The following is a 13,145-nucleotide window of genomic DNA, read 5'->3' as shown; positions in this document are numbered from 1 at the left end:
GAAGCCATGACGCAACTGTGGGTCGAACGTACGGGTACACGGCGCTACACCGGGCATAGCTCGCGAGGCGCCCAGGTCCTCGTCGGCTCCGAGGACGTCGAGGGCGTGTTCACGCCGGGGGAGCTGCTCAAGATCGCGCTGGCCGCCTGCAGCGGGATGGCCAGCGACCAGCCGCTGGCCCGCCGTCTCGGCGACGACTACCAGGCGGTCGTCCGTGTCTCGGGCCAGGCCGACCGCGAGCAGGAGCGCTACCCGCTGCTGGAGGAGACCCTCGAGCTCGACCTGTCCGGCCTCGACGACGCCGAGAAGGCCCGCGTGCTGACCGTCGTGCAGCGCGCCGTCGACCAGGTGTGCACTGTCGGGCGCACCCTGAAATCCGGCACGAAAGTCACCTTCGAGATCGCCGATGCCTGATGTCCGGCTCACCGCCTGGGTGCACGGCCGGGTGCAGGGCGTCGGCTTCCGGTGGTGGACGCGCAGCCGCGCGCTGGAGCTGGGGCTGACCGGCTACGCCGCCAACAGGCCCGACGGGCGGGTGCAGGTCGTCGCGCAGGGCCCACGCGAGGCGTGCGAGAAACTGCTGGGTCTGCTGCAGGGTGGCAAAACACCAGGCCACGTCGACAAAGTCGTCGCCGACTGGTCGCAGCGCGGCGAACCCATGAACGGGTTCACCGAAAGGTAGTCTCACACGTCGTGTACCTCAAGAGTCTGACGCTCAAGGGCTTCAAGTCCTTCGCTTCGCCGACGACTCTGCGCTTCGAGCCGGGCATCACCTGCGTGGTCGGGCCCAACGGCTCGGGCAAATCCAATGTCGTCGACGCGCTGGCGTGGGTGATGGGCGAGCAGGGCGCCAAGACGCTGCGCGGCGGCAAGATGGAAGACGTCATCTTTGCCGGCACATCGTCGCGGGCGCCGCTGGGCCGCGCCGAGGTCACCGTCACCATCGACAATTCCGACAACGCGCTGCCGATCGAATACTCCGAGGTGTCGATCACCCGCCGGATGTTCCGCGACGGCGCCAGCGAATACGAAATCAACGGCAGCACTTGCCGTTTGATGGATGTGCAGGAGCTGCTCTCCGACTCCGGCATCGGCCGCGAGATGCACGTGATCGTCGGGCAGGGCAAGCTGAACGAAATCCTGGAGTCGCGGCCGGAGGACCGCCGCGCATTCATCGAGGAAGCCGCCGGCGTGCTCAAGCACCGCAAGCGCAAGGAAAAGGCGGTCCGCAAGCTCGAGGCGATGTCGGCGAACCTCGCCCGGCTCACCGACCTGACCACCGAACTGCGCCGCCAGCTCAAACCGTTGGGCCGCCAGGCCGAGGTGGCCCGTCGCGCGGCGACCATCCAGGCCGACCTGCGTGACGCCCGGCTGCGGCTGGCCGCCGACGACGTCGTCACCCGGCAGGCCGAGCTCAACGACGCAGGCGAGGCTGAGGCGGCGCTGCGCCGCGAGCACGACGAGGCCGCGGCCCGGATGTCGGTGGCCTCGGAGGAACTGGCTGCCCACGAGCACGCGCTGGCCGCCTTGTCGAACAAGGCCGAAACGGCCCAGCAGACCTGGTTTGCCTTGTCGGCGTTGGCCGAACGGGTCAGCGCCACCGTGCGCATCGCCACCGAACGCGCCCAGCATCTCGACGTCGAGCCGGCCGCCACCGGCGGTCCCGACCCCGACGCGCTGGAGGCCGAAGCCGAACAGGTCGCGGCGCAAGAACAACAGCTGCTGGCCGAGCTGGCCGGCGCGCGCAGCCGGCTGGAGGCCGCCCGCGCGGAACTGGCCCACCGCGAACGCCACGCAGCCGAAGCCGAAGCGGCGCACCTGGCGGCGGTGCGCGCCGAAGCCGACCGGCGCGAGGGCCTGGCCCGGCTGGCCGGCCAGGTGGAAACCATGCGTGCGCGGGTCGAGTCGACAGACTCCCAGGTGGCCAAGCTCTCGGAGCGCATCGAACAAGCCGCCGCCCGCGCCCAGCAGGCCCAGGCCGAGTTCGAAACCGTGCAGGGCCGGGTCGGTGAGCTCGACCAGGGCGAGGTCGGTCTCGACGAGCACCACGACCGCACGGTCGCGGCGCTGCGGCTGGCCGACGAGCGGGTCGCAGAACTGCAGGCCGCCGAGCGCGGCGCCGAACGGCAGGTCGCGTCGCTGCGGGCGCGCATCGACGCGCTGGCGGTGGGCCTCGAACGTAAGGACGGTGCCGCCTGGCTGACCGAAAACCGCAGTGGCGCAGGCATTTTCGGCACTCTTGCCAAACTGGTCAAGGTGGCCTCCGGCTACGAGACGGCGCTGGCGGCGGTCCTCGGCGCGGCTGCGGATGCGGTCGCGGCCGACAGCTTCGGCGCGGCCCGCTCGGCGGTGACCGCGCTCAAGCAGGCCGACGGAGGCCGCGCGGCGATCGTGCTGGGGGACTGGCCGGAACAGCCTGCGCCACAGGGCGCTTTGCCCGGCGGCGCCCGCTGGGCGTTGGACCTCGTCGACGCGCCGCCCCGGCTGCGCGGGGCGATGACCGCGATGCTGTCCGGCGTCGCGGTGGTCGCCGACCTCACCGCCGCCCTGGAACTTGTTGCGGGACAACCGAAGTTGCGTGCAGTCACGCTCGACGGCGATCTGGTCGGCGCCGGGTGGGTGAGCGGCGGTTCGGACCGCAAACCGTCGACGCTGGAGATCACCAGCGAGATCGACAAGGCGCGCGCCGAGCTCGCCGCCGCCGAGGCGCAGGCGAGCCAACTGACGGCGGCGCTGTCGGGGGCGTTGAGCGAACAGGCCGCCCGCCAGGACGCCGCCGAGCAGGCGCTGGCCGCGCTCAACGAATCCGACGCCGCGATCTCGGCGATCTACGAGCAGCTGGGCCGGCTGGGCCAGGACGCCCGCACCGCGGAGGAGGAGTGGCGCCGGCTGCTGCACCAGCGCGAGGAGCTGGAGGCCGGACGCGCCCAGGCCCTCGAGGAGCTTGGCGAGCTGGAGACCCGGTTGCGCAACGCCGAGCAGACCCAGCCGGAAACCGCCACCGAGCCCGTCGAGCGCCAGCAGATCGCGGCCGCCGCCGAGGCCGCCCGGGCCGCCGAGGTCGAAGCCCGGTTGGCGGTGCGCACCGCCGAGGAACGCGCGAATGCCGTTCGGGGGCGGGCAGATTCGCTGCGTCGTGCCGCCGCTGCCGAACGTGAGGCCCGAGTGCGCGCCCAGCAGGCCCGCGCCGCGCGTGAGCATGCCGCCGCGGTGGCCGCCGCGGTGGCCGACGCCGGACGGCTGCTGGCCGACAAACTGGACCAGGTGGTGCGCGCCGCGTCGCGCAACCGCGACGCGCTGGCTGCCGAACGCCAGCAGCGGTCCACGGCGATGGCGTCGGTGCGAGACGAGGTGAACGCGTTGGGCAACCGGGTCGCTGCGCTGACCGAGTCGATGCACCGGGACGAGGTGGCCAAGGCGCAGGCGGCGCTGCGCATCGAGCAGCTCGAGCAGATGGTGCTCGAGCAGTTCGGCATGGCGCCCGACGACTTGGTCGCCGAATACGGCCCGGACGTCCCGCTGCCGCCGTCAGAGCTGGAGATGGCTGAATACGAACAGGCCCGCGAGCGCGGCGAGCAGGTCACCGCGCCGGCGCCGATGCCCTACGATCGGGCCACTCAGGAACGCCGCGCCAAGCGCGCCGAACGCGAGCTGGCCGAGCTCGGCCGGGTCAACCCGCTGGCACTAGAGGAGTTCGCCGCGCTGGAGGAGCGCTACAACTTCCTGTCCACGCAGTTGGAGGACGTCAAGGCGGCACGCAAGGATCTGCTCGACGTCATCGCCGACGTCGACGCCCGCATCCTGCAGGTGTTCACCGACGCCTACGCCGACGTGGAACGCGAGTTCGAGCAGGTATTCGCCACGTTGTTCCCCGGCGGCGAGGGCCGGCTGCGGCTGACCGACCCCGACGACATGCTCACCACCGGAATCGAGGTCGAGGCCCGCCCGCCGGGCAAGAAGATCAAGCGGCTCTCGCTGCTGTCCGGCGGCGAGAAAGCGCTCACGGCGGTGGCGATGCTGGTCGCGATCTTTCGGGCCCGCCCGTCGCCGTTCTACATCATGGACGAGGTCGAGGCCGCGCTCGACGACACCAACCTGCACCGGCTGCTGCACCTGTTCGAGCAGCTGCGCGCCCAGTCGCAGCTGATCGTGATCACCCACCAGAAGCCCACGATGGAAGTGGCTGACGCCCTGTACGGCGTCACGATGCGTGACGACGGCATCACCGCGGTCATCTCACAGCGGCTGCGGGGTCAGGAGCTGGTCGGCAGCCCCGCATAGCCGCGCACCGCGAGTGTGAACGAGGCGACGCGACACGCCGAAAACCCGTCGTATGGTTCACAGTCGAGCGCTAGGGGCCGGCGGCGCCGCCTGTCACCCCTGGAACAATGGCGGGGTGTCTGAAAGCCTCTGGATCGCAATAGCGGTCGTCGCCGCACTGGTCGTCATCGCCGCGCTGGTCTTCGGCCTGGTCCGTTACCGCCGGAGGCAGATCAGCCTGTCGGCCCGCGAGCAGACCGTCGACCGTTCTGGCGGCTACACCGCGTCGTCCGGAATCACGTTCAGCCAGACAGAGCGGCTCGACACCACCGGCCTGCCCGGCGTCGGCGACGACGCGGCCATTCCGCGCGACGCGCCCAAACGCACGATCACTGACATCGAGTTGCCGGAACCCCAAGTGGTGGCTCCCGACATCGAGGCGATCGCGCCGCCCGAAGGGCGGTTGGAGCGGCTGCGCGGCCGGCTGGCCAGGTCGCAGAACGCGCTGGGCCGCAGCATGCTGGGCCTGCTCGGCGGCGGGGACCTCGACGAAGACTCCTGGCAGGAAGTCGAAGACACCCTGCTGATCTCCGACCTCGGCCCGGTGGTCGCCGCCTCGGTGGTCACGCAGCTGCGCAGCCAACTGGCCAGCAAGAACGTCCGCACCGAGGCCGAGGCCCGCGCGGTGCTGCGCGAGGTCCTGATCAGCGAGCTGCGCCCCGACCTGGACCGCTCCATCCGCGCGCTGCCGCACGCCGACCATCCGTCGGTGCTGCTGGTCGTCGGCGTCAACGGCACCGGCAAGACCACGACGGTCGGCAAGCTGGCGCGGGTCCTGGTCGCGGACGGTCGCCGCGTCGTGCTGGGCGCGGCCGACACGTTCAGGGCCGCCGCGGCCGACCAGCTGCAGACCTGGGCCGCCCGGGTGGGCGCCGAGGTGGTGCGCGGAGCCGAGGGCGCCGACCCCGCATCGGTGGCGTTCGACACGGTGGACAAGGGCATTGCGTCCGGCGCCGACGTCGTCGTCATCGACACCGCTGGACGGCTGCACACCAAGACGGGGCTGATGGACGAGCTTGGCAAGGTCAAGCGGGTGGTGAGCCGGCGCGCGGCGGTCGACGAGGTGCTGCTAGTGCTCGACGCCACGATCGGCCAGAACGGGCTCTCGCAGGCGAAGGTGTTCGCCGACGTCGTCGACATCACCGGCGCCGTGCTGACCAAGCTGGACGGCACGGCCAAGGGCGGCATCGTCTTTCGGGTCCAGCAGGAACTGGGCGTGCCGGTAAAGTTGGTCGGGCTCGGGGAGGGGCCCGACGACCTGGCGCCGTTCGAGCCCGCCGCGTTCGTCGACGCATTGCTGGGGTGATCTCACCTCCGGTGAGCACCCTGTAACTCCCGCGAAACCGCGCCGCGTCGGACCCGAAACAACCACTGCTCATTGTTTGACCAGGTCAATGACAGGAGGTTGCGGGCGTGGACCATTTCCCGATGATGGGGGTGCCGGACACCGGAGACACCGCCTGGATGCTGGCCAGCTCGGCGCTGGTGCTGTTGATGACGCCGGGGCTGGCGTTTTTCTACGGCGGCATGGTCCGCGCCAAGAGCGTCCTCAACATGATCATGATGAGCATCAGCGCGATGGGCGTCGTGACGGTGCTGTGGGTGCTCTACGGCTATTCGCTCGCCTTCGGCAACGACGTCGGCAACATCGCGGGCAGCCCCACCCAATACTGGGGCCTGAAGGGCCTCATCGGGGTCAACGCCGTCGCCGCCGACCCGGCCAGCCACACCGCGGCGGTCGAGATCCCACTAGTGGGCACTTTGCCTGCAACGGTTTTCGTGGCGTTCCAACTGATGTTCGCGATCATCACGGTCGCGTTGATCTCCGGTGCGGTGGCCGACCGGTTGAAGTTCGGCAGCTGGATGCTGTTCGCCGGACTGTGGGCGAGCGTCGTCTACTTTCCGATCGCCCACTGGGTGTTCGCCGCCGACAAGGCCGCATCCGCCCACGGCGGTTGGATTCTCAACAAGCTGCACGCCATCGACTTCGCCGGAGGCACCGCCGTCCACATCAATGCCGGCACGGCGGGCCTGGTGCTGGCCATCATTCTCGGCAAGCGCCGAGGCTGGCCCGCAACTCCGATGCGGCCACACAACCTGCCCTTCGTCATGCTGGGGGCCGGGCTGCTCTGGTTCGGCTGGTACGGGTTCAACGCCGGTTCGGCCACCAGCGCCAACGGCGGGGCCGGTTCGACGTTCATCACCACCACGATCGCGACGGCTGCCGCCATGCTCGCCTGGTTGCTCACTGAGCGCATTCGCGACGGCCGCGCGACGTCACTGGGCGCAGCGTCGGGCATCGTGGCGGGCCTGGTCGCCATTACGCCGTCGTGCTCGTCGGTCAATGTTTTGGGTGCGTTGGCGATCGGCTTTGCGGCCGGTGTCGCCTGCGCATTGGCTGTCGGGCTGAAGTACCGATTCGGCTTCGACGACTCCCTCGACGTGGTCGGGGTGCACCTGGTCGGAGGCTTGGTCGGCACGTTGCTGGTGGGCCTGCTTGCGGCGCCGGAGTCCCTTGCCATCGCCGGCGTCTCGGGGGTTTCGCCCGGCTTGCTCTATGGCGGCGGCTTTGGCCAGCTATCGCGGCAGGCCATCGGCGCCGGCAGTGTCCTTGTCTATTCGGCTGTGGGCACGGCTATTTTGGCTCTGGTCGTGAAATTCACCATCGGGCTGCGCCTCAACGCGGAGGATGAAGCCTCGGGCATCGACGAAGCTCAGCACGCCGAGAGCGGTTACGACTTCGCGGTTGTCGCCAGTTCGGTTCCTGCACATCACGGCATCGAGGGAGCAGAGGGACAAGGAAATGAAGCTGATTACCGCGATCGTCAAGCCGTTCACGCTGGAAGACATCAAGCACAGTCTGGAGGAGCTGGGGCTCCTCGGGATGACGGTCAGCGAAGTCAAGGGGTACGGGCGACAGAAGGGTCACACTGAGGTCTACCGGGGTGCTGAGTACTCGGTGGATTTCGTGCCGAAGGTGCGGATCGAGGTCCTGGTCGACGACTTTGCCGCGGACAAAGTCGTCGACAGCATCGTGCGGGCGGCTCGCACCGGCAAGATCGGCGACGGCAAAGTTTGGGTCAGCCCGGTGGAAACCGTTGTGCGGGTTCGCACCGGCGAGCGTGGAGGCGATGCGATTTGAGACTGATCGTGAGCAGCTGATCCGACCTGGGCAGTAATGACACCACCTGGCCCAGATTCACCCGAGGCATTCCGGTCGGATTTCGCCTCAGGTGTAAATCGCTGTGCCGCAACTGATTTAGTTGCTGCCCGGAGCCAGCTGCTCGCCAGCTCACCATGCCAAGTGGATGCGGCGGCGCTGCGTCGAGCGTGGGGGGAGTTGCACGAATTCTGGCTGTGCGCCAAGGCAACCGAAATCGGGATCACTGTGGACAGTGGCTTTGCGGTCGTCGCTACCGGTTCGCTGGGCCGCCGCGAGCTGTTGCCGCATTCCGACCTGGACCTGCTGCTGGTCCACGACGAGGTGGCCGCAGACACCGTCGGCCGAGTCGCGGAGGCCTTGTGGTATCCGTTGTGGGACAGCAACATTCGTCTGGACCACAGCGTACGCACGGTTACCGAGGCATTGCAGGTTGCGGGCGAGGACATTTCCGCCGGCCTTGCCATGCTGGACGCGCGCCACATCGCCGGCGATGAGCAGCTCTCGGCCCGACTCGTCGACGGCGTACGCCAGCAGTGGCGAGCTGAAATTCGTTCGCGCTTCAGCGAACTCGTCGAAGCCACCCAGTCGAGGTGGCGCCGCAGCGGCGAGATCGCGCACCGCGCCGAGCCAGACCTGAAATGCGGTCGCGGCGGGCTGCGCGATGTCCAACTGCTCGAGGCGCTGGCCGTGGCCCAGCTCGCCGACCGCGATAGCGGTTCGCTGGCCGCCGCCTACCTGACGCTGCTCGACGTCCGCACCGAACTGCACCGCGTCTCCGGGCGCGGCCATGACCTGCTATTGGCTCAGTACGCGGACGAGATCAGCGCGGCATTGCAGATCGGCGACAGATACGACCTGGCCCGCGCACTGTCCGACGTGGCCCGGACCATCAGCTATCGGGTCGACGCCGGCCTGCGCACGGCCGCCAACGCGCTGCCGCGGCGCGGGATGTCGGCGATGCGGCCCCGGCTGCGCCGGCCGCTGGACGAGGGCGTGGTCGAGTATGCGGGGGAGGTGGTGCTGGCCCGCGACGCGCGACCGGAACGCGATCCCGCCCTGGTGTTGCGGGTGGCCGCCGCGTCGGCCGTCACCGGCTTGCCGATCGCGGCGTCCACGCTGAGCTGGCTGGCCGACACCGCGCCCGAGCTGCGCACACCGTGGCCGCGCGAGGCGCTGGACAATCTGTTGGTCCTGCTGGCCGCCGGGCCTGCCATGGTGGCAACCATCGAGGCGCTCGACCGCACAGGGCTATGGGGCCGGGTGTTCCCGGAATGGGAGGCCGTCCGCGACCTGCCGCCTCACGACATCGTCCATATTTGGACAGTGGACCGGCACCTAGTCGAAACAGCCGTGCGCGCAAGGGTTTTCACGACCCGGGTGGCACGCCCCGATCTGCTGGTACTTGCCGCGCTGCTGCACGACATCGGTAAGGGCCGGGGCGCGGACCACAGCGTCATCGGCGCCAAGCTGGCGACGCAGATCGGCACCAGGCTGGGTATGTGGCCATCCGACGTCGAGATGCTCTCGACGCTGGTGTTGCACCATCTGCTGCTGGCGAAGACGGCCACCCGCCACGACCTCAACGACCCGGACACCATCGCCGCCGTCTCCGATGCCCTCGGCGGTGATCCGGTGCTACTGGACGTGTTGCATGCGCTGACCGAAGCCGACGCGCTGGCCACCGGGCCCGCGGTGTGGAGCGACTGGAAGGCGTCGCTGGTCGCCGACCTGGTGCGGCGTTGCCGGCTGGTGATGGCCGGTGAGTCGCTGCCGCACGCCGATCCGATCGACCCCGAATATCTTTCGCTGGCTGCGGACCACCGAGTGCACGTGGAGTTGCGGGCCGGCAGCAGTCGGCGCAGCTACCACGTGGCCATGATCGCCCCCGACCAGCGCGGGCTGTTGTCCAAGGCCGCGGGCGTGTTGGCGCTGAACTCGCTGCGGGTGCATTCCGCATCGGTGAACATCCACGAGGGCGCCGCGATCAACGAATTCGTGGTATCGCCGCACTTCGGCTCTCCAGCCTCGGCCGAGCTGCTGCGCCAGCAGTTCGCCGGAGCGCTCGGCGGAGACCTCGACGTGCTCGGCATGCTCGCGGAGCGCGACAACGATGCGCACCGCGGCCCAGTGCGCGACGTGTCGACCGGTGTCCCTGTCCACGATTCGACCGCCGAGCCACGCATCGTCTGGTTCGACGGCACGGCCGGCAGGCAGGTGATCGAAGTTCGCGCCACCGACAGCGCCGGCCTGCTCGCGCGGCTCACCGGCACGCTGGAGCGCGCCGGGGCGGACATCGTTTGGGCGAAAGTGACCACTCGGGGCTCGATGGTCGACGACGTGTTCTGCATCGTGCTGCCCAACGGGAACGCCGAGGACGTCCCGGAGCTGCGAGCCGCGATCGAGCGGGACCTGCTCGCCGAGTTGCGCGGCGCAGCCGACAGACCCGTCGACCGCGCGGGTTAGGAAATGCGGGCGCCGATTCCGAAAGAGCGCCGCGCATGTGAATTCGCCACTTTCGGCGCCTGGGCTGGCCATATCAAATGTTTCGGCGTTGTTAAGTTCTTCATGTTGTCGTCATGTTCGGACGAAATGTGTTAAAGGTTCGGACTCGGCCGTTAAAAAGCCGTTGTGAACCTGTTCTTCGGCCGATGTGTCGGGAAAACTAATGAACGGCGAATGGGCAGGCGCCGCAGAGGCCGGCCCATTTTCCGGTGGATTTGTCGAGAAAGGTTCGTTCGATATGGCCATACAGCCGGAGCGGTTGGCGGCGGCGCTGACAAAACTGCAAGGCAGGGGCGCGGCCCTGCAGGCTCTGGAGGCGGCCATCGCCGCCCCGCCGGCCGGGCTTTCCCCGGCGTCCACCGACGAGGTGTCGGCGCTGATGGCGACGCAGTTCGCACTGCACGGCGAGGCCTATCGGGCGGTCAGCGCCCAAGCCCGGGCGATGCACGAGATGTTTGTGGGCATCCTGGCTGCCGGCGCTGCCACGCAGCCAGCGCCTGACGTCGCCGACAGCTAGGCGGTCAGCTAAAAGGCTGCGGTTGCCGCTGGATTCGCGGCGACCGCAGCCTTTGCCGTGGTGCTCGTCAGACGAGCACCTGCTTGGGCATCACCGTGGGCTTGACACCGTAGCGCGGTGCCCCGAAGCCGTAGCCGCCGCGACCGGCCGAGGCCACCGACGGCATGCCGGCCGGCAGAGCCGTCACCTCGCCCGCCTCTTCGGCGGCCGCCGTCCAGCCTGTGCCCGCCAGCGTGGCGCCGGTGCCGGCGGGGGTTGCCGCGGACCAGCTGGCCGGCACCGACAGTCCGCTGCCGATCGAGGACGCCGAGCCCATTCCCGCCAGCACCGTCGGCGCTCCGAAACCGCCGGCAGCAGGACCCGCCGAACCTGCGAGCGTCATGCCCATGCCCACGCCGGCCCCGACGGGCGTGACTTCGCCGACCGTGACACCCGCCGGCGCGTTGGCCACGAAGTGGCCCAGGGTCGCGGCGGCAGAGATGGTCATCATCGCGCACCACGACGCTGTGACATCTGCGGAGTTGATGGAGTTCGACACCATCGGGACGCCGAGGAGGTCGTTGAGACCCTGCCAAATCGACGTTCCGGAGCTCGCGTTCGACGTCACCGCACTGAGCGGGTTGGCGAGCGCCCCCTGGGTGTTGGTGAGGTTGCTGAGCAGCCCACTCAGGCCGGTCGACGTCGCGTTGCTGTTGACGGCGTTGGCCACCGCGGCTCCCTGCAGACTCCCTCCGGCCAGGTTGGTGTTCTGGGCCGGCGGTGTCAGCGGAGACACCTGCGCATTCACCGCTGAGGTGGCCGCGTAGCCGTACAGGGCGGCGGCGTCTTGCGCCCAGAACTCTGCGTACATCGCCTCGTTCGCCATGATCGCCGGCGTGTTCTGGCCCAGGATGTTCGTCGCGACGAGGGCCGCCAGCTGCGCCCTGTTGGCGGCGATCACGGGTGGCGGAATGGTGGCCATGAACGCCGTCTCGTAGGCTGCCGCCGACGCCATGGCCTTGGAGGCCGCTTCCTGCAGCTGCCCGGAGGTGGTGTTCAGCCAGGCGATGTAGGGCTGGGCCGCGGCGGCCATCGACGCCGATGACGGTCCAAGCCACTCCGAGCCGACGAGCTGGGAGATCACCGCTTCGTAGGACGCCGCGTTCGAGCTCAATTCCGAGCTCAGGCTGCTGAACGCTGACGCGGCGGCCATCAGCGGGCCGGCCCCGGCCCCCGCGTACATGAGCGCGGAGTTGACCTCTGGCGGTCGCGCTGCGAAATCAAAGAACATCTCGTCGAATCCCGTCCCTCAGTTGATTCAATTGGTGAAATCCGGCCGCCATTGGCCATCGCAAATCGTTTACGTCACCGTCGGTTTGGGCATTGCCGGCATGACCTTGGGTTTGACGCCGTAGCGGGGTGCCCCGAAGCCGTAGCCGCCGCGACCGGCCGAGGCGACCGACGGCATGCCGGCCGGCATGGTGGTCACCGTCCCCGCGTGGGGCGCGGCCGTGGTCCAGTTCTGAGCCGCAAATGTCACCGGTGTGCTCGCTCCCGGCACTCCGGCTGCCCAGCTGGGCGGCACGGACAGACCGCCGACCGCCGAGGCCTGGCCGACCCCGGCCAGCACGGCCGGCGCACCGGCGAGGCCACCCACTCCGCCGGTGGCCACCGGAGTGACGGCTCCGTCCAGGCCGGCCGCCACGCCGCCGATGTCCGCGGCGGCTTCCTCGGGTAGCGCGGTGAGAAGTCCGCCGCCGCCCATACCGATCAGGTCCGACGCAGCCGACGCCCAGTTACCGACCTGGATGTTGGCAAGGTTGGCGATGTTGCTGTTGAACGGGTTCGACGACGAACCAAGCATGTTGGCGAGGTTTTCGAAGATGTCGCCGAGCCCGGTCGACTGGGTCGGGGCCGCCGACGACGCTCCGAACAGCGATCCCAGTCCCTGCAGCGGTGTCGAGGCGGCCGCGACCTGGTTGGCCGCCTCGGTTTCGCCGTACGAGCCGGCGCTGGTTCCCAGCAGGTTGACGAACTGCTGGTGAACAGCCTGCGCTTGCGCGCTGACCGACTGGTAGAGCTGGCCGTAGGTGGAGAACACGCCCGCCTGCAGCAACGACACCTCGTCCGAGGCCGGCGGCAGGATGGCAGTGGTGGGAGGCGCTGCGGCCGCGCTCTCGGCGGAAAACGAGTTGCCGATGCCCTCGAGCTGGGCTGCGGCCGCGGCGATCGCTTCAGGCACCGTCTTCACGAAGGCCATGTATTTCTCCCGAGCAAAATAAATCGACTCTTTCCGGAGCCGAGTACGAGTTGAGTGTGTGGCGGTCTGGCAATGGATCCATTGCTATTTTGCGTAACCGTCTGTCCGCGGCAAAGCGGGTTAATGACTTTTTAACGTGTACGGGTAAACTTTTAACAGTTCGTTTGTGGACCCATTCTGAGGGTACGTAACTGGGCTGTTAATAAATCCTCACCATTTCTGAAGTTGGTCAGGTTTCCGAACGCTCACCGGCCATTGAAATCGGCGCGGGCCGGCGGCGGGACCGTTAAAAGCGCGTTACCAACTTGTCGCGCTCAAGCGTGCGTCCGGCACGGCGGGCGCTCGCCCGCCCCGGGCCGGGTACGGTCGTCGCAACCCGCTCGACCACCCGGGTATGCCGGGCG

General features: G+C 68.9%; 10 protein-coding genes. 8 read left to right on the top strand and 2 right to left on the bottom strand.

Features of this window, described 5'->3' with window-relative positions:
* Positions 1-6: 6 nt before the first annotated feature.
* The 8 genes from G6N47_RS23990 to G6N47_RS23955 all read left to right on the top strand — a co-directional run bounded on the left by G6N47_RS23990 (position 7) and on the right by G6N47_RS23955 (position 10,502).
* Positions 7-414 (top strand): OsmC family protein, encoded by a 408-nt coding sequence (locus G6N47_RS23990; RefSeq protein ID WP_083129524.1) that lies wholly within the window; start codon positions 7-9, stop codon positions 412-414.
* Positions 407-682: an acylphosphatase gene (locus G6N47_RS23985; protein ID WP_083129523.1), complete on the top strand. Its 276-nt coding sequence runs from the start codon at positions 407-409 to the stop codon at positions 680-682. The genes G6N47_RS23990 and G6N47_RS23985 overlap by 8 nt, the downstream gene beginning before the upstream one ends.
* Positions 683-693: 11 nt before the next feature.
* A complete protein-coding gene (smc, locus tag G6N47_RS23980) occupies positions 694-4,281 on the top strand; it encodes a chromosome segregation protein SMC (RefSeq protein ID WP_083129522.1) in 3,588 nt (1,195 codons plus the stop codon).
* Between the two features lie 115 nt (positions 4,282-4,396).
* Positions 4,397-5,626 carry a signal recognition particle-docking protein FtsY gene (gene ftsY, locus G6N47_RS23975; RefSeq protein ID WP_083129521.1) on the top strand — a complete coding sequence of 410 codons (1,230 nt, stop codon included), beginning with the start codon at positions 4,397-4,399 and terminating at the stop codon, positions 5,624-5,626.
* A gap of 107 nt (positions 5,627-5,733) precedes the next feature.
* A complete protein-coding gene (locus G6N47_RS23970; protein ID WP_179966416.1) occupies positions 5,734-7,254 on the top strand; it encodes an ammonium transporter in 1,521 nt (506 codons plus the stop codon).
* Complete coding sequence (locus G6N47_RS23965; protein WP_232080389.1) at positions 7,142-7,462, top strand: P-II family nitrogen regulator; 321 nt, start codon at positions 7,142-7,144, stop codon at positions 7,460-7,462. Before G6N47_RS23970 ends, G6N47_RS23965 begins: the two co-directional genes overlap by 113 nt.
* A 36-nt stretch (positions 7,463-7,498) precedes the next feature.
* Positions 7,499-9,946 (top strand): [protein-PII] uridylyltransferase, encoded by a 2,448-nt coding sequence (locus G6N47_RS23960; RefSeq protein ID WP_083129519.1) that lies wholly within the window; start codon positions 7,499-7,501, stop codon positions 9,944-9,946.
* Positions 9,947-10,223: 277 nt separating this feature from the next.
* Positions 10,224-10,502: a PE family protein gene (locus G6N47_RS23955; protein ID WP_232080275.1), complete on the top strand. Its 279-nt coding sequence runs from the start codon at positions 10,224-10,226 to the stop codon at positions 10,500-10,502.
* A gap of 67 nt (positions 10,503-10,569) precedes the next feature.
* Here the strand turns inward: G6N47_RS23955 and G6N47_RS23950 are convergent, their stop codons facing one another.
* Positions 10,570-11,772: a PPE family protein gene (locus G6N47_RS23950; protein ID WP_083129517.1), complete on the bottom strand. Its 1,203-nt coding sequence runs from the start codon at positions 11,770-11,772 to the stop codon at positions 10,570-10,572.
* Positions 11,773-11,841: 69 nt separating this feature from the next.
* Positions 11,842-12,741 carry a PPE family protein, SVP subgroup gene (locus G6N47_RS23945; RefSeq protein ID WP_083129516.1) on the bottom strand — a complete coding sequence of 300 codons (900 nt, stop codon included), beginning with the start codon at positions 12,739-12,741 and terminating at the stop codon, positions 11,842-11,844.
* Positions 12,742-13,145: the final 404 nt, after the last annotated feature.

Source organism: Mycobacterium branderi (assembly GCF_010728725.1).
In the GTDB taxonomy this organism is placed as follows: Bacteria; Actinomycetota; Actinomycetes; order Mycobacteriales; family Mycobacteriaceae; genus Mycobacterium; species Mycobacterium branderi.
The sequence above is the reverse complement of the archived record's forward strand: the minus strand, read 5'-3'. Positions and strand labels throughout refer to the sequence as shown.

Coding starts and splice junctions, on each gene's coding strand:
- G6N47_RS23985 (WP_083129523.1), top strand. CDS start 407: ATGCCTGATGTCCGGCTCACCGCCTGGGTGCACGGCCGGGTGCAGGGC.
- G6N47_RS23990 (WP_083129524.1), top strand. CDS start 7: ATGACGCAACTGTGGGTCGAACGTACGGGTACACGGCGCTACACCGGG.
- G6N47_RS23950 (WP_083129517.1), bottom strand. CDS start 11,772: ATGTTCTTTGATTTCGCAGCGCGACCGCCAGAGGTCAACTCCGCGCTC.
- G6N47_RS23945 (WP_083129516.1), bottom strand. CDS start 12,741: ATGGCCTTCGTGAAGACGGTGCCTGAAGCGATCGCCGCGGCCGCAGCC.
- G6N47_RS23960 (WP_083129519.1), top strand. CDS start 7,499: ATGACACCACCTGGCCCAGATTCACCCGAGGCATTCCGGTCGGATTTC.
- G6N47_RS23955 (WP_232080275.1), top strand. CDS start 10,224: ATGGCCATACAGCCGGAGCGGTTGGCGGCGGCGCTGACAAAACTGCAA.